The following is a 23,493-nucleotide window of genomic DNA, read 5'->3' as shown; positions in this document are numbered from 1 at the left end:
ATCCAACTGGGCTGTCCGTTCGGATGGTTCGGGGGGACCTGACCGGACTAGTCCGGACGGGTGCGGGCGCGCCCCCGCCGAGCAGCTCGGCGGGGGCGCGTCGGTCAGGGGTGTCAGGCCGGCGACCCGAGGAGGCCGGGGAGTTCGGGAAGGTCCGGCAGAGGCGCCGGGGCGACACGCAGTGTCATGACCGGGAGCAGCTCCGCGACGTGGTGCGGACGGTGGGCCGTGATGCCCGGGGGAGCGGGTGCCAGGGGCACCAGCACATCGGTCGGAGCGAGCGTGCCGGCGCCGGCGTCGGCCTCGATGTCGTGGTGCAGCCACAGCGTGAACATGTAGAGCTCGGGCATCGACAGCAGCCGTGGCTGGTAATGCGTCGTCGCCGACTCCGCCTGGCGTAGGGCGAGTTCGGTGGAGACGATGTACGGGCCCTCGAAGAAGTGCGAGAAGGTCCAGCCGTCGGCGGTGAGCATGGTGTCCGCGGCGGCGACGGCACGCTCACCGCTGCGGATCAGGAAGCGCCAGCCGGCGAGGCGGGTGCGCGGTGCGGCGTCGTTCGGCACGATCCGGTCCAGTACATGGACGGGGAGCGGGAGTTCGGGGCTCAGCGGTCCCTGGACGGACCGGAGAGCGGGCGTATGGGCCTCGCGGACTGCGGTGGGAGAACCGAGTGCCGCGAGAACGCTGCGCAGTGCGGGCGCGGGGGCCGGAGAAACATGCAGCGGCATAGTGGGTCGCCTCTCACTTCGGAGACACGGTGGTGCGTGGGCGGGTGCAGACGGCGCTGTCGGCGTGCGGGGCCAGAGGAAGGCCGGTGACGGGGCGGACGGGCCGATGCGTCAACTCTCTGCCTCGTTCGCAGAGTTTATACGACAAATGTTCACACGATGTTTCGGCTAGCCGACCCGCATATTGCCCGCAAGGGGGATTCGAGACTTTGAATTGCGAGTTTTCTGTGGATTCGGGCCGCTCCCGACCCGCGTCGCCAGGTACTTTCCCGGCGCGGCGGTAGGCTGAAACGCGTCGGCGTTTCAGCCGGGCAACCCGATCGGGCAAACTGCATATGCCCCATGCCTTCGGAATGTGCCTCCGGCTCCAGTCACCAGACTACTGGGTGCCCATCGGTCGTGGGGACGTTACGGATCATCTCGTCGGGGCATTATCGATCGTGATACGAGCGGCCTGTGCCGCGGGCCGCCCACTCGAGGAGGGACCCTTCGATGGGCGAGAAGGTCGAGGCGGGCGCCTTTGCCGCGTCCGATCGGCAGACGTACCGCGAGAAGCTCACCCAGTGCCTGACGGGACTGGAGAGGCTCCTGTCGGAGCGGAGGTTCGATCGTCCCAGGAATCTCATGGGGCTGGAGATCGAGCTGAATCTCGCGGGACCGGACGGCATGCCGAGGATGCGGAATGCGGAGGTGCTCCAGCGCATCGCCAGCCGGGATTTCCAGACCGAACTGGGGATGTTCAACCTGGAAGTGAATATTCTTCCCCACCGGCTGAGCGGCCGGGTATTCGATCAGCTGGCCGAGGAGCTGCGCACAGGGCTCGCCTATGCCCACCGCAAGGCCGCGGAGGTCGACGCCGGGATCGTCATGATCGGCATCCTGCCGACCCTCGGCCGGGACGACGTGGTTTCTGCGAACCTCTCGGACGTCGACCGTTACACGCTCCTCAACGACCAAATGGCCGCCGCGCGCGGCGAGGAATTCGTCCTCGATATCGAAGGTGTCGAGCGATTGGTCTCGACCTCCGCCTCGATCGCCCCCGAGTCGGCCTGTACCTCGGTCCAGTTGCACCTGCAGGTGACGCCGGACCGCTTCGCCGACGTCTGGAACGCGGCGCAGGCCATCGCTTCCGTGCAGATCGCACTCGGCGCCAACTCCCCCTTCCTGTTCGGCAAGGAGCTGTGGCGCGAGTCGAGGCCGCCGCTGTTCCAGCAGGCCACGGACGTGCGGCCGCCCGAACTGCGGAACCAGGGGGTGCGCCCGAGGACCTGGTTCGGGGAGCGCTGGATCAGTTCGGCGTACGAGCTCTTCGAGGAGAACCTGCGCTACTACCCGCCTCTGCTGCCGATCTGCGACGAGGAGGACCCCCTGCGGGTCCTCGACGAGGGCGGTGTGCCGGCCCTGGCCGAGCTCGTCCTGCACAACGGCACGGTCTACCGGTGGAACCGGCCGGTGTACGGGCTGGCCGACGGCGTGCCCCACCTGAGGGTGGAGAACCGGGTCCTGCCCGCCGGCCCCACGGTCGATGACGTGATCGCCAATGCCGCCTTCTACTACGGGCTGGTGCGCGCGCTCGCCGACGAATCCCGGCCGGTGTGGTCCAGGCTGCCCTTCGAGGCGGCAGCCGAGAACTTCGACGCCGCATGCCGCCACGGGATCGACGCCGAGCTGCTCTGGCCGCGCCCCGGCCGCTCCGGCGGCGTGGCGAAGGTGCCGGCCGTCAAGCTCGTACGCGAGGAACTGCTGCCGCTCGCGGCCGCCGGGCTGGACGCGTGGAACATCGAGCCCTCGGACCGGGACCGCTACCTCGGCGTCATCGAGGAGCGCTGCAGGCTCAGGGTGAACGGCGCCTCCTGGCAGGTCGACACCTATCACCGCGCTCTGGACGCGGGGCTGGAACGGGAGGGCGCGCTGGCAGCCACCACCCGGCGCTACGGCGAGCTGATGCAGGTGGGTGAGCCGGTGCACACCTGGCCCGTCGGCTTCCCCGCGCCCTGAGAGGACGCCGCCCGGTGTCCCGCCGCCCCGGCCCCGTCGGGCAAGCTATGACGACGCATAGCTGATGGCAGGTGTACAGGTGGAGGCGGGGCGCGTGGCTGAATCCATTCCTCACGAGGGGGTGTCCCGGCGGACCCTCCGGTCGGAGACCCTCCTCGTGCTGGCTCTCTCGCTCGGGGCCAGCGGAGTCTCCGCCCTGATCAGCTTCATCGGGTCGCTGACGAAACCCGGGGGCCTCAAGGACCAGGCGGCGACGCTCAACGGCTCGTACGCCCCCGGGCGGCCCTGGCTGGACCTGGCCTGGCAGCTGTTCGGCATCGCCTCCGCCCTGGTGCCGGTCGCGCTGGTGGCACACCTGCTGCTCCGGGAGCGGGCCGGACTGCGGAGCCTCGGTCTCGACCGCACCAGGCCATGGCCCGACCTGGGTAGGGGGACCGTCGTCGCGGCGGGGATCGGCAGTGTGGGGCTGGCGTTCTACCTGGTGGCGCGGGCCGCGGGATTCAACCTGACGGTCGTGCCTGAGTCACTGCCCGACGTGTGGTGGAAGTTCCCCGTACTGATCCTCTCCGCGGTGCAGAACTCCCTCGTGGAGGAAGTCATCGTCGTGGGCTATCTCCTGCGCCGACTCGGGCAGTTGGGGTGGACGCCCATGGCCGCACTGGTGGCGAGCTCCGTGCTGCGCGGCTCGTACCACCTGTACCAGGGGATCGGCGGCTTCATCGGGAACATGGCCATGGGCGTCGTCTTCGTGCTGCTGTACCGGCGCTGGGGGCGGGTCGGGCCGCTGGTCGTCGCGCACGCCCTGCTCGACATCGGGGCGTTCGTCGGATACGCGCTGCTCGCCGGGAAGGTGGGCTGGCTGCCCACCCCGTGAGCGGGGCCCGCTGCCGCCGTTGTCAGAGCCCGGCGAGCAGTTCCCCGTCGATCACGGTGACCGCGCTGCCCGTCAGCAGGGTGCGCTCGCCGCGCAGTGAGGTGCGGACCAGGCCGGAGCGGGCGGAGGCCTGGAGGCCGATGAGATCGTCACGGCCGAGCCTGGCCGACCAGAACGGGGCCAGGGCGGTGTGGGCGCTGCCGGTCACCGGATCTTCGTCGATGCCGACCCGGGGGAAGAATCCCCGCGACACGTAGTCGTACGCCCCGGCGGGGTCCTCGGCCGCCGCCGTGGCGATGACGCCCCGCCGGGAGCAGGAGGCGAGTGCGGCAAAGTCGGGCTTCAGGGCCCGTACGGCCGCTTCGTCGGCGAGCTCCACCAGGAGGTCGCCGACGTGCTTCCCCGTGTCGTGGAGGGAGAGGGGTGAGGCGCCGAGTGCTTCCGCGAGCCCGGGCGGTGCCGTCGCGGGGGTGAGCGGCGCGGTCGGGAAGTCCAGCGTCAGGCTGCCGTCGTCATGGGCGGTCGTGCACAGGACACCGGAACGGGTGGCGTGGCGCACCGTGCCGCGCGCGACGTGGGTCGTGTCCAGGACATGGGCGGTGGCGAGTGTCGCGTGCCCGCAGAGATCGATCTCGGTGGTGGGGGTGAACCAGCGCAGCGCCCAGTCCGCCTCGCCGCCCGGCGGCAGGGGATGGGCGAAGGCCGTCTCCGAGAGATTGACCTCGGAGGCGATGCGCTGGAGGCGGTCCGCCTCCGGGAAGGGGCCGGAGTCCAGGATCACGACTCCGGCGGGGTTGCCGGCGAAGGGGCGGTCGGTGAACGCGTCGACGATGCGGATCTTCATGAAGCCGACCGTAGGCGGGGCCGTTCCGCGTCGTCCAAGGCCAATCGCGGGTGCGCGGCCCCGGCTGACAGGGGCCGGGCGCGGCGCCCGGAACCCGCTCAGTGCCCTTCGGGTTTACGGGCGAAGAACGTGCCGGCCGCCCTCTTCGACCCTGCGCCGGGCTCCTCCAGCAGGCGCGCGGTGACGACGAGGCCCGCCTGTTCCAGGAGGGCGACGATCTTTTCCGGCTCCACCAGATGGGACTCGAAGGAGACCGGATGGCCTCCGTACGCCTGCGTCGGACGCAGGCGCTCGCCGTTGCCCACGTGGCCGGCCATCATCAGGTGCCCGCCGGGCGCTAGCGTGCGCCGGAATTCGGCGAACACGACGGGCAGCATCTCCGGCGGCGTGTGGTGGGTCGAGTAGTAGGCCAGGATGCCGCCGAGCTCGCCGTCCCCGATCGGGGGCGCCGTCATCGAGCCGACCGTGAAGCGCAGACTCGGATGGGCCCGCCGGGCCAGCTCGATCATCTTCGGGGACACGTCGACGCCGAAGGCGGACAGCCCTAGTCCGGTCAGATGCGCCGTGACCTTGCCGGGCCCGCATCCCAGATCCGCGACCGGTCCGTGCCCGGCCGTCCGGACGACCTCGGCGAACGTGGCCAGCATCGCGCGTGAGAGCGGATCGAGCTCAGCGGGGGCTTTGACCTGCGCCGCGTAGTCGGCGGCGACAGTGTCGTAGGAGTCCCGGACCGCGGCGAGGTAGGAGGGCTCAGTCATGCGGGCGACCTTAGACCGTCCGGGGCACCCGGAACGGCACTGAGCTGTGCCAGTGATCGCTGATCTGAGGCGTCTTCGAACCCGGAGGACGACTCATCGTCGGTCTGTCCGGTCTGCGAAGGCTCCTTGACGCCGAGCCCCGCGAAGAGCCGATGACGCACGTGCTCGCAACGCTGTCGTCAGTCCGCCTACCGCTGGAGAACAAGACCACCCCGTCCCCCCGCCCCATCCCGGTTTCCGGGACCTGCGGCTCCACCCAAAACGGTCGGGGGAAGGGCTGACGCCCTCGCCCAGACCCGCAACGAACCCCTTGAAGCACCACGCTGCCCAGTCCGCTCAGGTCCTATGCCAGAAGGAAATCGCAGGTCACAGCGCCGGACATGCTCCCAGCGCTGCCGCCAGAATGCATATCGACGACGGGAGACGACGCTGTCCTGCCCCGAAGAGAACGTGGGGAAGGCTGAAAGGCCTCTCGGCGGCATTTCCGAAGCTCGATCGCCGGTTACCGAGAGTTATATTCGGCGCGGTCCGGCTCCGTCATGCCAGCGGTAGAGGTCGCGCAGCAGGGAAATCTCGGCGCCGTGATGGATCAGCTCCCTGTTGACGTGCAGGACCCTGTTCTCCATGGGAAACCGCTCGGGACCCACCGTGGGCGGATTGTCCAGGTCAGCGTCCGAGAGTTCGCGGACCCCCGCGTTCCATCGCCCGTACATCTCATCGAGCTGTTTCAGCGCCTCGTCAGCGGTCCCCGCGTAGGCGAACGCCTCGGAGTCGAAGTCCCGGCCGCCGAAGTACCACTCGACCCGATAGGCCAGGCACGAGACGATGATGTGCCCAAGGCGCCAGGCGATCGTGGTCACCGGCGCCGGCTCCGGCACCAGGTCGGGGGACGCGTAGTCCAGCGTCCATTCCCCCGAACCGTCCGACATCGGTGCGGCCGACGTGCCACGTGGGCGGATGCTCCAGCAGCCGCCCACCGGCTCCCAGAAGTACTCCTCGTCGGTGAGACCGTCCAGCCGTGGCCGCAGGTTCTTGCGCCAGTACCAGTGCAACTGCTCCGCGAGCCGCTCGCTTCGTGTCATCGCCGCACACTACAGACCCGTCGAGCAGAGTGATCGTCGCCTTCCGCGGTCATCCTCCACTGCCACAAACCACGCAGGCAGTCCTCCCTGATTGGCGCAGAAGCCAATCGATCGGCCTTCGCCGGCAATCGATCAGCACCCACTGACACAGGTCAACGGCACCGCTCGTCGAGATGCTTGCCAGGCGATAGCTTCCGATATATCGTTGAGGCATCGCGACCGTTCAATGAAGAGTCGCGGTGACAGCGACGCAGAGAGGAGCGCAGTCATGCGTTCACATGGACACGACCACGGAAACAACCACGGTTACGGCCCCGGGCGCCGAGGCGCCGGCAGGGGAGACTTCGAAGGTCGCGCGGCCTTCGGCCCGTTCGGGCCGCCGTTCGGCGGCGGGCCCTTCGGCGGCGGACGCGGCCGTGGAGGCGGTCGGGGAAGGGCCAGGCGCGGTGACGTACGCGCCTCCATCCTCGCCCTGCTCAAGGACCGCTCGATGCACGGCTACGAGATGATCCAGGAGATCGGCGAGCGCAGTGGAGGGGCCTGGAAGCCCAGCCCCGGCTCGGTCTACCCGACCCTCCAGCTGCTGGAGGACGAGGGCCTGATCGTCAGCGCCAGCGAGGGCGGCAAGAAGCTGTTCACCCTCACCGACCTAGGCCGCGGCGAGGCCGAGTCCGGCCCCGAGGCTCCCTGGGAAGAGGCGGGGCGCGGTGTCGACTGGGAGGGCGTCAACGAGATCCGGCAGGCCGGCTTCGGTCTGATGGAGGCGTTCGGTCAGGTCTGGAAGACCGGCTCGGCCGACCAGCAGCAGAAGGCGCTCACGGTGATCAACGACGCCCGCAAGAAGCTGTACCTGATCCTCGCCGACGAGAACTGAGCCGTGCGGTACGCGCAAGCGGAGAAGGGCCCCTCGTGGGGCCCTTCTTCCGTCCTCCGTACGGACCGGCGCACCGCTGCCTCACCGCGTGCGACGGTGCGATCTCATCCCCAGGGATGAGGAACCCGCCGCGGTCCCCGCCTTCCGCGGGATGCCGGATGGGCCGCGCCGGGGATGTTTTGGCTCCCCGGGACTGATGGGGTGGAGATGTGCAGAACCGGACATCAGGGATCCCCGAACAAGTGACTGTGACACCGAACCACCCGTGGGCCGGTGCCGGGCCGAGTGCCGCGATGGCCGCCGTGGTGACGGGGGCGCGCCGGCGGGCGGTGCGCGACGGCGACCGGCATGTCGACACGGCTCACCTCCTGCACTCCCTGATCGAGTCCGATCCCGAGGTCCGGCAGGCCTTCGACGGCGGTCCGCAGCTGGCCAGGGTGCTCGGATATCTCGTACAGCGCAGCATCGGGTACGGCCTGCGCTGGCAGGGGACGCAGGAGGATTCGGGTGCGTTCCCGGCCATACGGGAACCAGCGGGCGAAGGGTGGTCGCCCTCGGCGGAGGCAGCCATGGACCGTGCCGTCGGGAGCGCGCTGCTGCGCGGGGAGCTTCACGCCGACGGGCTCGATCTGCTGGCGGCACTCGTCGCGGACCCCCGGTGCCGTGCGGTCGAGGTGCTGGAACGGGCCGGGGTCACGGTCGAGCCACTGCGCGTCCGAGCGGCGGACCGTACGGCCGCGGAGGGCCCGCAGGGGTGATCATGAACACGCGGTGGACAGGTGTGACGGGGGTGACGCTGCTGACGCCTGCTGCCATGATGTGCCGATGCACGCGACTCAGGGGAGAAGTGCCGGTCTGGGCCTGGCCCTTGCCTCGGCCCTCGCATTCGGTGGTTCGGGGGTTGCGGCCAAGCCGCTGATCGAGGCGGGGCTCGACCCGCTGCACGTGGTGTGGCTGCGGGTGACCGGTGCCGCCCTCGTCATGCTGCCGGTCGCCTGGCGGCACCGGAATCTGGTACGGGAGCGGCCCGTACTCCTGGCCGGTTTCGGGCTGTTCGCCGTGGCCGGGGTGCAGGCCTTCTACTTCGCCTCGATCTCACGCATCCCGGTCGGCGTCGCCCTCCTCATCGAGTATCTGGCACCCGCCCTCGTCCTCGGCTGGGTGCGTTTCGTGCAGCGGCGGCCCGTCACCCGCGCCGCAGCGGCCGGTGTGGTGCTCGCGGTCGGCGGGCTCGCCTGTGTCGTCGAGGTGTGGGCCGGCCTGAGCTTCGACGCGGTCGGACTGCTGCTCGCCCTCGGCGCGGCCTGCTGCCAGGTGGGCTACTTCGTCCTGTCGGACCAGGGCGCCGGCCACGGGGACACGGCGGACGCCGAACCTCCGCACCCCGTGGGCGTGATCGCGTACGGACTGCTGGCGGGCGCGGCCGTACTCACCGTGGTCGCGGGTCCCTGGGCCATGGACTGGGCGGTGCTCGGGGGGACGGCGGACATGGACGGGCACGAGGTGCCCGCCTGGCTGCTCCTCGGATGGATCGTGCTCCTCGCGACCGTGCTGGCCTACGCCACCGGTGTCGTGTCCGTGCGACTGCTGTCACCCCAGGTCGCCGGCGTCGTCGCCTGCCTGGAGGCGGTCATCGCGACCGTGCTCGCCTGGGTGCTGCTGGGGGAGCACCTCTCCGCGCCCCAGCTCGTGGGCGGCGGCGTGGTGCTGCTCGGCGCCCTGATCGCGCAGTCGTCCGCGCCCAAGCCGCCGTCAGGGCCGGTGGCATCGGGGCCGGGGGTGCCGGCGGGCCGCGAGCCGGCCGGTTCCGGAAGTGAGTTGTCCCGGCCTCCCGCCTCGCCGTAAGGTGCCGATCATGCTGCTGACCGTACTTCCGCCTCCCGCCGCCTAGCGCGAGGCGGCCACTCCGGACGAAGACCGCGCTCGGGTACGCCCCGAGCGGTTCGTCGCTGCCCGCGCGCGGAGCCGAGCGACCACCACCCCTTCTTCTGGAGAGTCACGTGTCCCACCCTGTTTCCGGCCTGCCCGTCGGGCGGAGCCTCATCTATCTCGTCGTCGCCGGTCTCGCCTGGGGTACGGCCGGCGCGGCCGCCTCGCTCCTCTTCCGGATCAGCGATCTCGGACCGATCGCCCTGTCGTTCTGGCGCTGCGCCGGCGGACTCGCCCTGCTGGGCGGGGTGCTCGCGCTGCGCCCCCGCCGGCCGCGTACTCCCACCGAGCCGCACCGTCGGCGGCTGCTCCGCATCCTGGGGACCGGCATCGGCCTGACGGTGTTCCAGAGCGCGTACTTCGCGGCGGTCGAGGCGACCGGACTCGCGGTCGCAACCGTCGTCACGCTGGGCGCGGGCCCCGTCCTCATCGCGGTCGGTGCGCGGCTGACCGTGGGGGAGCGGCTGGGCGGGGGCGGGCTCGCCGCCGTGGCGGGCGCGCTCATCGGTCTCGCCGTGCTGGTGCTCGGCGGCGAGCCGGCCGAAGTGCGGCCCGTCGGACTGCTGCTGGCCGTGCTGTCCGCCGCGGGGTACGCGGCGATCACGCTGCTGACCCGGTGGCTCGGCCGGGACGGTGCGACCGGTGACTCCCTGTCCACCAGTGCGTGGGCCTTCGGTATCGGCGCCGTGTGCCTGCTGCCCATGGCGGCGGCCGAAGGCCTCGTGCCGCACACCGTCGAGACGGGGCAGGTCCTGTGGCTGCTCGTCTACGTGGCGGCGGTGCCGACGGCGCTCGCCTACGCGCTCTACTTCGCGGGCGCCGCGGTGGTCCGCTCGGCGACCGTGTCCGTGATCATGCTTCTCGAACCGGTGAGCGCCGCCGTCATCGCGGTGACCGTGCTGCGGGAGCGGCTCACCGCGGCCACGGTCATCGGCACGCTGCTCCTGCTCGCCGCCGTGGCCGGACTGGCCTTCTCGGAGACGCGTGGTGCCGCCGCCGCCCGTCGGCGGGCCGCCGTGGCGGCCTGACCGACGAGGTCACCGGCGGGGGGCAGGCGGCTGCTCCGGAGGCCGGAGAGCGGTGAGGTAGTCCGGCACCTGGACCGACGGGTCCAGGTCGCCGGACGGCACCGGCGCCGCGTATCCGTGGTTCAGGGGAACCACGCCCGCCCAGTACGGCAGCGAGAGGTCCTCGGGGTCGTCGTTCGGCCCGCCCGTACGGGACTTGGCGGAGACCTCGTCGAGGTCCAGTCGGATCACCGCGGTCGCGGCGAGCTCCTTCGCGTCGGCGGGGCGGGAGTCCTTCGACCTGCCCGGCACGACCTGGTCGACGATGGCGTCGAGCGCGATACGCCGCTCCTCCGGGTCGGTCACCGTGCGGGCGGTGCCGTGGACCACCACGGAGCGGTAGTTCATCGAGTGATGGAAGGCCGAACGGGCCAGCACCAGGCCGTCCACGTGCGTCACGGTCAGGCAGACGGCGAGACCCGGATCGGCCGCGCCCGTCGCGCGCAGCGGGCGTGATCCGGTCGAGCCGTGCACGTACAGCCGCTTCCCGACCCGGGCGAAGAGGGTCGGGAGGACGACGGGCGCGCCGTCGCGGATGAAGCCGAGGTGGCAGAGGTAGGCCGTGTCGAGTATCGAGTGGACCGTCTCGTGGTCGTACGAGGCGCGCTCCCTGGACCGGCTCGGGACCGTGCGCTCGGTCCGCTCGTAGGCAGCGGCTCCCGGGAGGCCGGTGCTGTCGGGCGTGGCGGTGTCCGGCATTGCGTACTCCATTGCACTAGTGCATACTCTTGTTTGTGCTAGGAGAGTATCGGATCAGTGGGCGGCGTGCATCCGACATCGCCGCGAGTGTGGAGCGAGGCGTCGCGTCGGGTGATCTCGCGCCCGGCCATGTCCTGCCGCCCATGCGGGAGTTGGCCACTCTGCTGGGAGTGAACCCGAACACGGTGGCCGCGGCCTACCGGACCCTTCGCGAGCGTGGAGTGATCGAGACCGCGGGGCGCCGGGGCAGCCGGGTGCGGCCGCGGCCCGCGAGCACGGCGCGTGGATCGCTCCGGGTGGAGGCCCCTCCGGGTGTCCGTGACCTGGGTGACGGCAACCCCGACCCCGCCCTGCTGCCCGGCCTCGGGGAGGCGCTGGCCGCGGCGGCGGAGGCGTACGCGCGAGAGCCCGGTCTCTACGGGGACACGGCGGTGGTCCCCCGCCTCGGGGACCTCGCGCGGGCGGGACTGGACGCCGACGGTGTTCCCGCCGGGCCGGTGGCGGTCACCTCGGGGTCCCTCGACGCGATCGAGCGTGTGCTCGCCGCGCACCTCAGGCCCGGTGACGCGGTTGCCGTCGAGGATCCGGGGTGGGGCGCGTTGCTCGATCTCGTCCCGGCGCTCGGAATGCGCGTCGTCCCGGTCGCCCTGGACGACGACGGCCCTCTTCCCGGCGAGGTGGAGCGTGCCCTGCGGGCCGGTGCCAGGGCCCTGGTGGTCACCGACCGGGCGCAGAACCCGACCGGTGCGGCGGTGGGCGCCGGGAGGGCCGCAGAGCTGCGGTCGGTCCTCGCGGAGCACCCTGGTGTGCTCCTGATCGAGGACGACCACGGCCACGCCATCGTCGACCTGCCGGTGTACCCCCTCGCCGGCGTCACGGAGCGCTGGGCCTTCGTGCGGTCGGTATCCAAGGCGTACGGACCCGACCTGCGTCTCGCGGTGCTCACCGGTGACGGGCTCACCGTCGACCGGGTGACGGGCCGCCAGCGGCTGGGGCCGGGCTGGGTCAGCGGACTGCTGCAGCGGACCGTGGCGCACCTGTGGACGACCGGAGCCGTCGACACGGCGGTGGTCGCCCGCTCGTACGGGCAGCGCAGGGACGCGCTCGTGCGGGCCCTGGGGGAGCGGGGGATCGCGGCGACCGGTCGGACCGGGATGAACGTGTGGGTGCCCGTGAGTGACGAGACCGGCGCGGTGACCCGGATGCTGCGCTCCGGCTGGGCCGTGGCTCCGGGAGCCAGGTTCCGGATGACCTCGCCGCAGGGGGTGCGCCTGACCGTCTCGTCACTGTCCGCCGCCGACATCGGGCCGCTGGCCGACGCGGTGGCGGCGGCGGTACCGCCCGCCCGCCCGGTCAGTCACGGCTGAGCGGCCCGACGGCAGGGGGTGCGCCGGGCGCCCGGCTCCGATGAGGGCCGCGCCGGCGAGGACCACCAGGACCCCCACCTGGGTGTTCCGGCTCAACTGCTCGCCGCGCAGGGTCGCTCCGGCGGCCGGGGCGATCACCGGGATGTCTGCGCCGTCGTGGGCCCGACTTCCTGGACGAGGCCGCATCGCAGGAGTGCGGCGAGTCCGGTCCCGAGCGCTCCCAGGGCGACCAGCGCTGGGATGGGCAGCAGGGGAAAGGGTCCGGGAACCGAGGTGAACAGCGCGACGAACAGTGCGAGTTGCGTGGTGCCGAGAAGTAGCTGGCTGCCCGTCAGGATCCGGGGGCGGAGGTGACGGAGGCGGGCGTGGCTCTCGGTGTGGTGGGAGCGTTCATGAGGCGACCATGCCGGGCGCGACCTCGTAGAAAAACTGAGATTTCGTTGAATGATTGACGTAGCATTGCTTACATGTTGAATCTCGAGCGCCTTCGGACGCTGGATGCCCTGGCCAGGCACGGCTCGGTGAGCGGAGCAGCCGACGGTCTTCACGTCACCACCTCGGCTGTCTCCCAGCAGATGTCCAAGCTGGAGCGCGAGGTGGGTCAGCAGCTCCTGGCCAGGAACGGACGGGGGATCCGTCTCACCGATGCCGGCCGGCTCCTGGCGGACCATGCGGCGAAGATCCTTTCGCAGGTGGAGGTGGCCCAGTCCGACATCGAGGCGCAGCGGGGCCAGGTGGTGGGCGAGGTGCGGCTCGCGGCCTTCCCGACGGCGGCCCGCGGGCTGTTCCCCGCCGCTCTCACCTCCCTCCGTGCCGACCACCCCGAGCTCAGGCTGCGTACGACGGAGATGGAGCCGGAAAGCGGAATCCGCGCGGTGCTGCGGGGGGATGCCGACCTCGCGGTGGTGCTCGACTGGAGCAACAAGCGCCTGCCGGTGCCCGGAGGCCTGGCCAAGGCGGAACTCCTCGACGACGCGCCGGACATCGCCATGCCCGCCGGTCATCCGCTCGCCGGCCGGCCGGAGGTGGACATCGAGGACTTCGCCGAGGACGACTGGGTCTCCTGGCCCGAGGGCGAATTCTGTTACGACTGGCTGATGTTCACCCTGAGGTCCAAGGGCATCGAGCCCCGCATCGCGCACCTCGCAGGTGAACACCACACCCAACTCGCCCTGATCGCAGCCGGATTCGGTGTGTGCGTGGCACCACGGCTGGGCAGGGGGCCGGTGCCCGGCGGGGTGAGCCTGGTGCCGGTGCGACAGCCGATGCGGCGTCACGTTCACGCGGTGTGGCGCGCGGACGCCGACCGGAGGCCGTCGATCAGGGCCGCCGTGGAGGCGTTGCGCGCGGCCGGCCGGGCTTTTCACGCCCCGGTACCCGGGGGCCCGTGACGGCCGGAACCTTCGTGAGGCGCCAGGGCCCGACGGGCTGTGATGTGGGCCGCAGCCAGGAATCAGCCGTCCCGTTCCGCGGCGGTCGTCATGATTCCGACCGCCGCGGCGCCGGGCAACAGCCGGTGCGGCCCCTCACGCCAGCGTGATGGAGCCGCCCTCCACGCGGATCTGTTTCTCCGGCAGTGGCATCGTCGCCGGGCCGCCCGTGGCCTCGCCGGTCGCCGCGTCGAACGTACTGTTGTGGCACGGGCAGGTGATGACGCCGTCGGCGATCCCCTTCACCGCGCAGCCCTGATGGGTGCACTTCGACGAGAACGCCTTGAACTCCCCGGCCTTCGGCTGTGTCACCACCACGCCCTGGTCGGCGAGGACGACGCCTCCCCCCTCCGGGATGTCGGCTGTCCGGGCGAGGGGCGCGCCGCCGCTCGCGCCGTCCACCTCCCCGGCCGGTTCGGCCGTGTCCGAAGCGCCGGAGTCCTTGGATCCGCCGCCGCACGCGGTGAGAGCGACGGCCAGTCCCGTCGCCCCGACCGCGACGACGGCGCGACGCCCCACGTGGACCTGGCTCTCCTGCGATGCGCTCATGCCCGCTTCCCTTCCTCGGAGTACGAGACGCCGGGTGAGGACGGCGTCAGGTGTGGATACGGAACCTCGCGGCCGCGCGTTCAGTCGCGGGGCTGATTCTTCCGCACGGGCCCGGCGGGGAGCACGCGGAGGTCCATGGCGTCGGCCATAGCGGGGCGCTCGGCGTCCGGTTCCTACGGGCGCGGCGGTGTGCCGGCCCGGACCAGGGCTCGCGCCAGGTCGATGCTCGCCGAAAGGGTGTCGAGCGGGAGTGGCCGCGTGGCGAGGGCGCCCTCGTGGATGACGAGGAGCTGGGTGGCGAGAGCAGCGGGGTCCGGGCAGCCCGCCGCGGTGGCCAGCTCGCCGAACAGGTTCAGCAGCCAGAGCTTCTGGTCCGCGGCGATGCGGTGCGCGGGGTGCGAGGGGTCGGGGAGCTCGGCCAGCGCGTTGGTGAACGCGCATCCGCGGGCGTTGGTCCCGCTCCAGGTCCGCAGCGCGGCGAAGGGTGCGGTGACGGCCTCCACGGGCCGGTCGCAGGCGTCGACGGCGGCGCGGACGAGTGACCGCCAGCGCCGGTCCCGCTCCGCGAGGTAGGCCGCCACGAGGTGGTCCTTCGAGCCGAACCGGTTGTAGAGGGTCCGCTTCGTCACGCCTGAGTGCTCGGCGATCAGATCCACACCGACCGCCGTGATCCCGCGGTTGTAGAACAGCTCCTCGGCGGCCGCCACGATGCGGCGGCCGGCCGGTGTCATGGGCTGTGCTTCCGGCATCGTGCGCCTCTTCACTGATCGGTGTACCGTACGTTGGGTATACAGATCAGTGTACCGATGAGGAGGTTCGAGCGATGGGTGTATCGGAGACCATGCGCGCGGTGCGGATCGCGCGGCACGGAGGGCCGGAGGTTCTCGAGCCGACGGAGGTGGCCGTGCCCTCCCCGCAGGCGGGAGAGGTGCTGGTCCGGGTGAGCGCCGTGGCGCTGAACAACACCGATCTGTGGACCAGGGAGGGCGCCTACGGCCGGCCGGGAGACCCGAAGGCGCTCTCGGGCTGGCGAGGCTCCATCGCCTTCCCGCGCATCCAGGGCGCCGACGTGGCCGGCCGGGTAGTGGCGGTCGGCGCCGGCGTGGACGGGAGCCTGGCCGGGTGCCGCGTGGTCGTCGACCCGGCGATCTACGACACCGAGGGGCCGGACGCGAACCCGGTGGGCCTCATGGGGAGCGAGCGCGACGGCGGTTACGCCGAGTACGTGACCGCGCCGGCCGCCCAGGTGCACGACGTCACGGAATCCCCGCTCACCGACGAACAGCTCGCGACGCTGCCGACGGCCTACGGCACGGCGCTGGGCATGATCGAACGGGGCCGGCTGCTGGAGGGGGAGACCGTCCTCGTCTCCGGGGCGTCCGGCGGTGTCGGCCTGGCGCTGATCCATATCGCCCGCGCACGCGGTGCGCGGGTGCTCGCCATCAGCAGCGGCTCCAAGATCGACGCGGTACGCGAGGCGGGCGCACACGACGTCATCGACCGCGCGCACGACGTCGCGGGGCAGGTCCGCCGCGCTGCGCCGGGGGGCGTCGACGTCGCACTCGACGTGGTCGCCGGAGACCTGGTGACCGAGTGTCTGCCGCTGTTGCGTGAGGGCGGCCGATGGGTCGTCGCCGGCGCCCTCGGCGGGTTCGAGGTGGCCTTCGACGTGCGCCGCCTCTATCTGCACAACGCGCAGTTGATCGGCTCCGCGATGCACACACCCACCCACTTCGGCCTCCTCATGGAACTCGCCCGCCAGGCCGCTGTCCAGCCCGTGGTCGCCGCGACCTTCCCGCTGGACCAGGCCGCTCGGGCCCAGGAGGAGCTCGCCCGCCGGGAACACGTGGGAAAGATCGTCATGCGCCCCTGACCGCCGGCTGCCGGCCCCGGCCATGAGGCCCGGCAGACACCGCGCTGCCGGGCGGGTTCGTGTGTGACGGGACGGTCCCGTGCCTGCGAGGGTCAGCTCCAGGCCTGTCGTTCCTGGCTGCGCGGGTCCTCGACCTCGGTCCACTCGGTGTCGATGCGCATCGTGGTCCGGCGTGTGGTGTCGTACCGGCCCCAGCCGGGGTCGCCGGTCCTGGCGAACCTGACCCAGGACTCGTGCGTACGGGCGACGGCTTCCGCGGGGGGACCGCTGGGGCCGAGCAGGGCGGCCTGGCCGTGCAGTTGGGGCAGGTGCGCGACGTCGAAGACGAAGGGCAGCTCCATGGCGTGGGTGGCGCCGAGCTGTCCGTCGAGGGCGTGGGACCGCCAGGCGAACTCGTAGCTGAAGGTGGCGGACCGGGGGTGGGCGGCATGTGCGCCGGCCAGGGCCCAGCTGCCCGCGCCGAACAGGGCGTCGCCCATGATGGCGGAGCGCAGCTCGCCGAAGGACGCCTCGGGGCGGGCCTTGCGGTACGTCTCGATGAGCTGCTCGGGCTCCGGGTGCGAGCGTGCCGCCGTGTCGTCGACGTCTGCGGCGGTCGAGGTGGCGTACTTGTCCACCGGGACCAGATAGAGGTTGCCCTCCTCGGTGTTGGTCCCTATGAGCAGGTCGACATCGGCGCTCAGGCCGGCAGCGACGGATTCGGCGGGCTGGGCGTCCAGGACCAGGCTGAAGGGGCTGAGCCCGATCAGCGGGTCGTGGTGTGTGTCGGTCCGCAGGTCGATGCCCGCGAGCCGGGAAGCGGCCTCCACCAGGCGCTCGTCGGAGACCTCCGCGAAGGAGTCGGTGTGCGGCTCGATGTCCAGGGCCTCGGCCGCGGCCTCGGTGACTCGGGCGGCCTGTTCGGTGGTGAACGCCCCCAGGCCGCTGCCGCTCTGGACGATCGCCCGGCGGAAGAGGCCCGCGGCGTCGGGGGTGGCCAGGACGCCACCGACGATGGTGGCCCCGGCCGACTGGCCGAAGAGGGTGACGTTGTGCGGGTCACCGCCGAAGGCGGCGATGTTCTCACCCACCCAGCGCAGTGCCTCGACGACGTCGAGCAGGCCGCGGTTGGCGGGCGCACCGGGGATGTCGAGGAACCCGGCGATGCCGAGCCGGTAGTTGAGGGTGACCAGGACGACGCCGTCGCGGGCGAACGCGGAACCGTCGTACAGCGCGGACCGCGTCGATCCGGCGACGAATCCGCCGCCGTGGACGAACACCATGACGGGCAGGCTGCCGCCGGCGGCCGGCTTCCAGACGTTGACGGTGAGGTAGTCCTCCCCACGGCTCCAACCGGTGCCGAAGTACGGGGCCATGTCCACGCTGCCGAGTCCGCGCTCGGACTGGGGAGCGTTGGGGCCGGGCACGGTGGCGTCCCGTACGCCGTCCCAGGGATCGTGCGGCCGGGGCGGGGCGAACCGGCCGGCGCCGCGGGGAGGGGCGGCGTAGGGGATGTTCAGGAAAGTGGCGGTGCCGTCGTCCTGACGGAGACCGCGGACGGCTCCCCGTGCGGTGGTGACGACGGGTTCGGGTGCGTGGCTCACAGCTATGCCTTTCCGGGGGCTTCAGCCCTGCTCGGTGTACGGGGCGAAGGGAGCCCAGCCCTTGATGGCGAACGCGCTTCCCTCACGCACCACTTCGACGGCGCCGTGGCCGCCCAGATGCGCGGGGATCACCAGTGCCGTGTTGTCGGCCGCCCAGCCCAGCACCTTGCGACGGGTGGCGCGGGCGCCCGCGGGGTCCTCGCAGAAACAGCTGTTGGCGTCCGGTTCGAGGATCTGCACCGGGTTGTGCAGCATGTCGCCGACGAACACCGCGCGGTCCGTCCCGGAGGTGAGGGTCAGTACGGAGGAGCCGGGGGTGTGCCCGGGAGCCGCGTCCAGGCGCAGGCCGGCGTCGATCCGGTGGCTGTCCTCCCACAGCAGCGTCTGGCCGGCCTGGTGCACCGGGGCCACGCTGTCCTCGAAGACGTTCTGATTACCGCGGCCGAGCAGGGGCTGGTGACCGTTCTCGGGATTCCAGAAGTCGAAGTCGTCCTTCGGCATCAGATAGGTGGCGTTGGGAAAGGTGGGCACCCAACTCCGGCCGTCCAGGTGGGTGTTCCAGCCGACGTGATCGATGTGGAGGTGTGTGTTGATCACGATGTCCACGTCCTCGGGCTCGACGCCGGCCCGGGCGAGGTTGGCCAGGAAGCCTGTTTCGAGGCGGTTCCAGACCGGGGCGTACGGGCGGTCCTTGTGGTTGCCCACACCGGTGTCGACCAGGATGTTCCTGCCCTCGCTGCGCAGCAGCCAGGTCTGGATCGCGGAATTCACCATCCCGGTGGCAGAATCCAGGAAATGGGGGCTCAGCCATGAGTCGCCGCCGTTCCACGCTTCCTTCGTGCTGTCCGGGAAGAAGACCTCGGGCGTCATGTCGACGGAGCCGAAGTATTCCCATACACGGGTGATGGTGACGTTGCCCAGCGTGATCTGTTCCATGAGGCTTTCCTGGGAGTTCGGGGGCTTCGGGGGCTTTCCTGGAAACCTACGAGGGGACTCGGCCGCGCGGTATCCGTAACGTGACTGCACCTGCCTGCCGCTGCGCGTGCCGCGGGGACCGGGCCCTGCCGCTTGTAGCCTGGACGGAGCAAGGCAAGGCGGCTCCCGTTCGAAGAGCCACAGTTTCTGGAGAGTCCGTGGACGAGCACGCAGGCGGCCGCGGTGCGGTCATGGGACCGGAGCCGGATCCGGGTGAGCCGTTCGTCGGGCGGGAGGCGGAGCTGACACGCCTGTTTCACGCGGTGGACCCGGCGTCGGCGAATCCGGTGGTCCTGCTGGCCGGTGACATGGGCACGGGGAAGAGCGCCATGCTGGACCGCGCGGTGCGCAGGGCAGAAGCCGGCGGTGCTCGCGTACTGCGGGCCGAGGGCAGCGAGTCGGAGTCCAGCCTGGCGTTCTCCGCGCTGCACCAGCTGCTGCGGCCTGTGCCGGCCGCAGTGAACGCGCTGCCGGAGAGGCAGCGCGCCGCTGTCCATGACGCCTTCGGCGCGGCGCCGTCCGCGCCCGGGCATCCAGGTGCGCCCGACCCCATGCTGATCGGGGTCGCCGTCCTGAGTCTGCTGTCGGACCTGGGGGACCATCGTCCGGTGCTCGTGGTGCTGGACGAGGCGCGGTGGCTCGACCGTGCTTCCCTGAACGTGCTGTCCTTCGTCGCCCGACGGTTGGCAGGGGAACCGGTCACGATGCTGATCGCGGTCCGTGGCGGCGATCACCTCCCGGGATTCGACCGTCGCGTGCCGACGCTCACCTTGGAACCGCTCGACGACGCTGCCGCCGGCCGGCTCCTCGACCTGCAGCCGAAGTGCCCCTCCGGCCGCACCAGGTCGCGCATCCTCGAACAGGCCGGCGGCAACCCACTGGCACTGGTGGAGCTGACGAGGGCAGCCGTCGCGCACGACGCGGCCACGAGGATGCCGTCCGCCGGCCCGCTCCCGCTCGCCGATCGCCTGGAGCGGATCTTCGCCGCCCGCCTGGAAGGCCTCCCCGCCGCCACGACGCGGGCCCTGCTGCTCCTGGCCGCCATGGACGGCGTCGACACCGCGATCGCCGTCCCGGCCGGGCTTCCGGAAGCCGAGGACGAGGTCTGGCTGCCCGCCGAGGAGGCCGTACTGGCCCGGCGGACCGGCCGGGACGTCCGGTTCCGCCACCCGCTGGTCCGGTCCGCCGTGTATCACGCCGCGTCCGCGGCGGCCCGGCGCGAGGCTCACCTCGCGCTCGCCGAGATGCTGCGGGACGAACCGGACCGGCGCGCCTGGCATCTGGCCGCCGCCTGCCCGGGCCCGGACGAGGCCGTGTCCACGGAGCTGGAGCGGACCGCCGCCCGGGCCCGCAGACACGGCGGCCACGCGGCCGCGGCCAAGGCCCTCCAGCGTGCCGCGGAACTCGCGCCGCGGCGTGAGGACAGCGCCCGGCTGATGGTCGAAGCCGCTTCGGCGGCGGTGTTCACCGGTGACCTCGCCTGGGTCGAGGAACTGGCCGCCGCGGCGCGTGCCCGCACGGATGACGCGTCGCTGCTTGCTTCCGCCGCGGTGCAGACGGGACGGCTGGCGATCCTGACCGTGCGCCACACCACGGTGTTCTCCCGACTTGTCCATGCCGCCGGAGAGCTGGCGGTCTCGCAGCCCGCCGCGGCGCTCGACCTCCTGGCCGGCGCCGCCGTGGTCCGCTTCTACTCCGGAGAGGACACCCAGCGCCACCGCATCCAGGACATCCTGGCGCGCCTTCCCGCGGACGCCTCGCCCGCAGGCCCGCGCACCTGGGTGAGGGCCGTGACGGACCCCTACGACGGCCGCGCCCAACTCGTCTCGCTGCTCCCGCAGATGGCCGCCGACGCGGAAGCCCGGCCGGAGCAGCTCACCACCGTCGGGATCATGGCATGGCTCCTGGACGAGATTCCGCAGGCCGTCCGCGCCTTCGACGAGGCCTTCGACCGCTGGGAACTGCAGGGGCCGTTGCCGGAGGGGCTCGGCGGCGCGGTCGCCTGGGCCTATGTGGAACGAGGAAGGTGGGACCAGGCCCGTGAGGTCTGCGCCCGTACCACCGCGGTCGGCCGGGTGACCGGCCTCGACCACGCCGTGGCCTGCGCGGCCGCTGTGGATGCCATCGTGCTGGCCTACCAGGGGCATGCCTCTTCGGCCCGGGCGCGGGCCGAGGAGGCGCTCACCCTTACCGACCCACTGGAAAGCCGCTCGGTCCACGTCTATGCCCGTCGTGCGCTCGGCGCCGCGGCAGCCGCGGAAGGCGGGTACGAGAGGGCCTACGACCAACTCCGCATGATCTTCACGGCGGACGGCGGCCCCGTGCACTACCACGCCTCCTTTCCGGCTGTCGCGGAGCTGGCCGCCGCCGCCGCGCGCAGCGGCAGGCGCGAGGAGGCCACCTCGATCGTCGAGCGTTCCGCACGCACCCTCGCGGACAACGCCTCACCGCGCCTGCGCGCGCTGTTCAGCCGGGCCCGTGGCCTGCTGGCGGACCCCGAGGATGCCGAGCCGCACTTCCGGGCGGCCCTGGCCGACCCGGTCCTTGAGCACTGGCCCTTCGAACGTGCCCAGGCCCTGCTCGAACTCGCCGAGTGGCTGCGGCGTCGCCGGCGCATCGCGGAGTCGCGTGAGCCGCTCACCGAGGCCCTGGACATCTTCCGGCGCCTGGGCGCGCATCCCTGGATCGAGCGCGCCCAGGCCGAATCGAGGGCAGCCGGCCTCGGCGTCACGGACACGGCCCCCGACGTGCTCGCCGAACTCTCCCCGCAACAGCAGCAGATCGTCCGTCTCGCCGCCCGGGGGCTCACCAACCGCGAGATCGGCGAGAAGCTCTTTCTTTCCCCCCGCACGGTCGGTTCGCACCTCTACCGCAGCTTCCCCAAGCTGGGCATCGCCGCCCGCTCCCAGCTGCGCGACCTCGTCAAGGACGCCCTCGCGACAGGCGGCGGATCACCCGTCGCGCGGCCCTGAGAGCTGTCCCCTCCGCATATTCCACCGGGCGAGGCCGGTACGGGCGCGGATCGTCTCCGGATGGTCCGGACCCAGCACACGTATCTGTTCCGGCAGCAACGAGGTGAACGCGGCCATCCCCCCCCCGTAAAGGGGCAGCTCATGCCGCTGACCGACGCCGTCCCACCCCTCAGGGGCCGGGTCGGGCACCCGCGACGCGCCTCCGCATCCGCTGGGAGCGGCGAGCGGACATCCGTCAGGCCTTCCTCGAACTCGCCTGCCGCCTCATCACCCACCGACAGATGCCGTGTTCGTTTCCGCGCCGCAGGTTCTGACGTCACGAGGTGGCGGGGCCGAGGTCGCTCACGTCGCCCAAGCCGGCCTTGCGGTTGAGGTTGCCGGTGATGCGGGTGACCGTGGTCCGGGGAAGCAGGCGCGACGCCCAGGTTCCGGCGCGGTTGGTGGCGCGTCCGGGGAAGGAGACGGACCGGCCGCGTGCGAAGTCGTCGAGTGTGCCGGCGGCGACGTCGGCGGGGGTGTCCGTGGTCTTCGGGTCCATGGACACGGTCGTACGGTCGAAGAATCCGGTGTCGGTGGCTCCCGGGTGGGCCGCCATCACGCGTACGCCGGTGTTGCGGACCTCCTCGGCGAGCGCCTCGGTGAACGAAAGCACGAACGCCTTGGTGGCGGCGTAACTGGCCTGATACGGCATGGGCTGGAAGGCGGCGGTGGAGGCGACGTTGATGATGCCGCCACGACCGCGTCCGACCATGCCGGTGCCCAGGAGGTGGGTCAGGCCGATCAGCGCGGTGACGTTGACGTCGACGGACCGGAGGTTGGGTTCGAGGGGACGGCCGAGGAAGGGCCCCACCGACCCCGACCCGGCGTTGTTGACCAGAAGGTCCACGTCCAGGCGGAGTTCCCCGATGGCGTCGACCACCGACTGCGGTGACCGCCGGTCCGCCAGGTCCGCGGCGATCACATCGACTCGTACGGAATGAGCCTTCCGGAGCTCCCCGGCAAGGGCGTGGAGTGCGTCGGCCGAGCGGGCGACAAGGATGAGATGTGCGCCCCGGGCGGCGAGTTCCCGTGCGTAAGCCTCACCCAGCCCTTTCGAAGCGCCGGTGACCAGGGCGGTGGTGTCCGTGTAGTCGTGCATGAGTGAGTGCTTCCTGTTCGGCTGGGCGCCAGGCCTCGTCGGAGCGGACAGGCCTCGGGAAAGACGGGACGGGGGAGCGTCTCGCTCCGGCTACGGCCTCGTATCCACGGCGGGAACGAGGAGCAAGTACTTCGAGTCTCGAATGAATATACACTTCGAGGCTCGAAGTAAAAGGCTAGGATGAGCCCATGACGAGAAGCACCCTTGAGGCGGCGGTGGTGGCGAACCATGAGGTCTTCATGCGGACCGGCGACCGGATCGGGACCGTCCTGGCCGAACACGGTCTGACGCACGCAACCGCCCAGGCCCTCTGGGTGATCGACCCTTCCGGGACGCCGCCCTCGATGAAGGAACTGGCTGGCCGGCTGTACTGCAACGCGCCCAATCTCAGCTTCGTCATGAATCAGCTCACCGATCGGGGACTCGTCGAACGTTCGGCCGACCCCGCCGACCGCCGTTCACGCGTCGTCGCGCTGACGGAAGACGGCCGGCAGGTGCGGTCTGCGGTGATCGAGGCGACGCTGGCCCTGAGCCCTTTCGCTCGGCTGGCCACCGATGACCTGTGTGACCTGGTGAGTCTTCTGGGGAAGGTGCTCGAACCGACGGCAGGTCCGGCATCGGATACGGCGGACGCCGAGACGTAGCAAAACCGCGGTCGACCCGGGCTGCGGGGCGGGGATCTCCCGGGAGGCGGCAAGGTCGTGACCCTGGCTCGGTGGCTCGGCCACTCCTCGTCGGCGATCACCCTCGGTT

21 protein-coding genes and 1 pseudogene are annotated in these 23,493 nt (G+C 71.4%); 11 read left to right on the top strand and 11 right to left on the bottom strand.

Annotation, left to right across the window (positions count from 1 at the left end):
- Positions 1–113: 113 nt before the first annotated feature.
- Complete coding sequence (locus tag ACZ32T_RS29595) at positions 114–728, bottom strand: hypothetical protein (RefSeq protein ID WP_467370004.1); 615 nt, start codon at positions 726–728, stop codon at positions 114–116.
- 492 nt (positions 729–1,220) lie between these two features.
- Between ACZ32T_RS29595 and ACZ32T_RS29590 the strand changes: the two genes are divergently transcribed.
- Positions 1,221–2,726 carry a glutamate-cysteine ligase family protein gene (locus ACZ32T_RS29590; RefSeq protein WP_467370002.1) on the top strand — a complete coding sequence of 502 codons (1,506 nt, stop codon included), beginning with the start codon at positions 1,221–1,223 and terminating at the stop codon, positions 2,724–2,726.
- A gap of 64 nt (positions 2,727–2,790) precedes the next feature.
- Positions 2,791–3,600, top strand: a complete 810-nt coding sequence (locus tag ACZ32T_RS29585; protein WP_467370000.1) for a CPBP family intramembrane glutamic endopeptidase — start codon at positions 2,791–2,793, stop codon at positions 3,598–3,600.
- A gap of 22 nt (positions 3,601–3,622) precedes the next feature.
- On the opposite strand, the gene ACZ32T_RS29580 is transcribed toward ACZ32T_RS29585, so the two are convergent.
- The 3 genes from ACZ32T_RS29580 to ACZ32T_RS29570 form a co-directional block, all read right to left on the bottom strand.
- Positions 3,623–4,444 (bottom strand): PhzF family phenazine biosynthesis protein, encoded by an 822-nt coding sequence (locus ACZ32T_RS29580; protein WP_467369998.1) that lies wholly within the window; start codon positions 4,442–4,444, stop codon positions 3,623–3,625.
- A 98-nt stretch (positions 4,445–4,542) separates the two neighbouring features.
- Complete coding sequence (locus tag ACZ32T_RS29575; RefSeq protein ID WP_467271325.1) at positions 4,543–5,202, bottom strand: class I SAM-dependent methyltransferase; 660 nt, start codon at positions 5,200–5,202, stop codon at positions 4,543–4,545.
- A gap of 512 nt (positions 5,203–5,714) precedes the next feature.
- Positions 5,715–6,284: a DinB family protein gene (locus ACZ32T_RS29570; RefSeq protein WP_467271323.1), complete on the bottom strand. Its 570-nt coding sequence runs from the start codon at positions 6,282–6,284 to the stop codon at positions 5,715–5,717.
- 268 nt (positions 6,285–6,552) lie between these two features.
- On the opposite strand from ACZ32T_RS29570, the gene ACZ32T_RS29565 reads away from it, so the two are divergent.
- From ACZ32T_RS29565 to ACZ32T_RS29550, 4 genes are all read left to right on the top strand, one after another.
- A complete protein-coding gene (locus ACZ32T_RS29565; protein WP_467369996.1) occupies positions 6,553–7,158 on the top strand; it encodes a PadR family transcriptional regulator in 606 nt (201 codons plus the stop codon).
- 209 nt (positions 7,159–7,367) lie between these two features.
- Positions 7,368–7,916, top strand: a complete 549-nt coding sequence (locus ACZ32T_RS29560; protein ID WP_467271319.1) for a peptidase — start codon at positions 7,368–7,370, stop codon at positions 7,914–7,916.
- Between the two features lie 67 nt (positions 7,917–7,983).
- Positions 7,984–9,003, top strand: coding sequence for an EamA family transporter (locus tag ACZ32T_RS29555; RefSeq protein WP_467369994.1), 1,020 nt, complete (start codon positions 7,984–7,986; stop codon positions 9,001–9,003).
- Positions 9,004–9,158: 155 nt separating this feature from the next.
- Positions 9,159–10,115, top strand: a complete 957-nt coding sequence (locus ACZ32T_RS29550; RefSeq protein ID WP_467369992.1) for a DMT family transporter — start codon at positions 9,159–9,161, stop codon at positions 10,113–10,115.
- Positions 10,116–10,124: 9 nt separating this feature from the next.
- Here the strand turns inward: ACZ32T_RS29550 and ACZ32T_RS29545 are convergent, their stop codons facing one another.
- Complete coding sequence (locus ACZ32T_RS29545) at positions 10,125–10,853, bottom strand: pyridoxamine 5'-phosphate oxidase family protein (protein WP_467369990.1); 729 nt, start codon at positions 10,851–10,853, stop codon at positions 10,125–10,127.
- A 35-nt stretch (positions 10,854–10,888) separates the two neighbouring features.
- Here ACZ32T_RS29545 and ACZ32T_RS29540 point away from each other — a divergent pair, with 35 nt between their 5' ends.
- On the top strand, positions 10,889–12,220 hold the full coding sequence (locus ACZ32T_RS29540; protein WP_467271310.1) for an aminotransferase class I/II-fold pyridoxal phosphate-dependent enzyme: 1,332 nt from the start codon (positions 10,889–10,891) through the stop codon (positions 12,218–12,220).
- Here the strand turns inward: ACZ32T_RS29540 and ACZ32T_RS29535 are convergent.
- Positions 12,137–12,555: pseudogene (locus ACZ32T_RS29535) on the bottom strand (DMT family transporter); the annotation flags it as partial. The gene ACZ32T_RS29540 and the pseudogene ACZ32T_RS29535 sit on opposite strands and share 84 nt — an antisense overlap.
- Positions 12,556–12,687: 132 nt before the next feature.
- Between ACZ32T_RS29535 and ACZ32T_RS29530 the strand changes: the two are divergent.
- Positions 12,688–13,611: a LysR substrate-binding domain-containing protein gene (locus tag ACZ32T_RS29530; RefSeq protein ID WP_467271308.1), complete on the top strand. Its 924-nt coding sequence runs from the start codon at positions 12,688–12,690 to the stop codon at positions 13,609–13,611.
- Between the two features lie 135 nt (positions 13,612–13,746).
- Here the strand turns inward: ACZ32T_RS29530 and ACZ32T_RS29525 are convergent, their stop codons facing one another.
- Positions 13,747–14,199 carry a Rieske (2Fe-2S) protein gene (locus tag ACZ32T_RS29525; RefSeq protein ID WP_467369988.1) on the bottom strand — a complete coding sequence of 151 codons (453 nt, stop codon included), beginning with the start codon at positions 14,197–14,199 and terminating at the stop codon, positions 13,747–13,749.
- Between the two features lie 173 nt (positions 14,200–14,372).
- The gene (locus tag ACZ32T_RS29520; protein ID WP_467369986.1) at positions 14,373–14,948 is read right to left on the bottom strand and encodes a TetR/AcrR family transcriptional regulator; all 576 of its coding nucleotides are present in this window, start codon (positions 14,946–14,948) and stop codon (positions 14,373–14,375) included.
- Between the two features lie 74 nt (positions 14,949–15,022).
- Here ACZ32T_RS29520 and ACZ32T_RS29515 point away from each other — a divergent pair, with 74 nt between their 5' ends.
- Complete coding sequence (locus ACZ32T_RS29515) at positions 15,023–16,072, top strand: zinc-binding dehydrogenase (protein WP_467369984.1); 1,050 nt, start codon at positions 15,023–15,025, stop codon at positions 16,070–16,072.
- 92 nt (positions 16,073–16,164) lie between these two features.
- On the opposite strand, the gene ACZ32T_RS29510 is transcribed toward ACZ32T_RS29515, so the two are convergent.
- Together ACZ32T_RS29510 and ACZ32T_RS29505 are read right to left on the bottom strand one after the other, a co-directional pair.
- Positions 16,165–17,655 (bottom strand): carboxylesterase/lipase family protein, encoded by a 1,491-nt coding sequence (locus ACZ32T_RS29510; protein WP_467369981.1) that lies wholly within the window; start codon positions 17,653–17,655, stop codon positions 16,165–16,167.
- A 21-nt stretch (positions 17,656–17,676) separates the two neighbouring features.
- On the bottom strand, positions 17,677–18,591 hold the full coding sequence (locus ACZ32T_RS29505; RefSeq protein WP_467271299.1) for an MBL fold metallo-hydrolase: 915 nt from the start codon (positions 18,589–18,591) through the stop codon (positions 17,677–17,679).
- A gap of 197 nt (positions 18,592–18,788) precedes the next feature.
- Here ACZ32T_RS29505 and ACZ32T_RS29500 point away from each other — a divergent pair, with 197 nt between their 5' ends.
- Positions 18,789–21,602, top strand: a complete 2,814-nt coding sequence (locus ACZ32T_RS29500; RefSeq protein ID WP_467369979.1) for a helix-turn-helix transcriptional regulator — start codon at positions 18,789–18,791, stop codon at positions 21,600–21,602.
- Between the two features lie 316 nt (positions 21,603–21,918).
- On the opposite strand, the gene ACZ32T_RS29495 is transcribed toward ACZ32T_RS29500, so the two are convergent.
- Positions 21,919–22,740, bottom strand: coding sequence for an SDR family NAD(P)-dependent oxidoreductase (locus ACZ32T_RS29495; protein ID WP_467369977.1), 822 nt, complete (start codon positions 22,738–22,740; stop codon positions 21,919–21,921).
- Between the two features lie 188 nt (positions 22,741–22,928).
- On the opposite strand from ACZ32T_RS29495, the gene ACZ32T_RS29490 reads away from it, so the two are divergent.
- Complete coding sequence (locus ACZ32T_RS29490; RefSeq protein ID WP_467369975.1) at positions 22,929–23,384, top strand: MarR family winged helix-turn-helix transcriptional regulator; 456 nt, start codon at positions 22,929–22,931, stop codon at positions 23,382–23,384.
- Positions 23,385–23,493: the final 109 nt, after the last annotated feature.

This window comes from Streptomyces sp. NPDC023573 (assembly GCF_055559735.1).
Note: the sequence above shows the minus strand (reverse complement) of the source record. Positions and strands in the feature narration are given on the sequence as shown.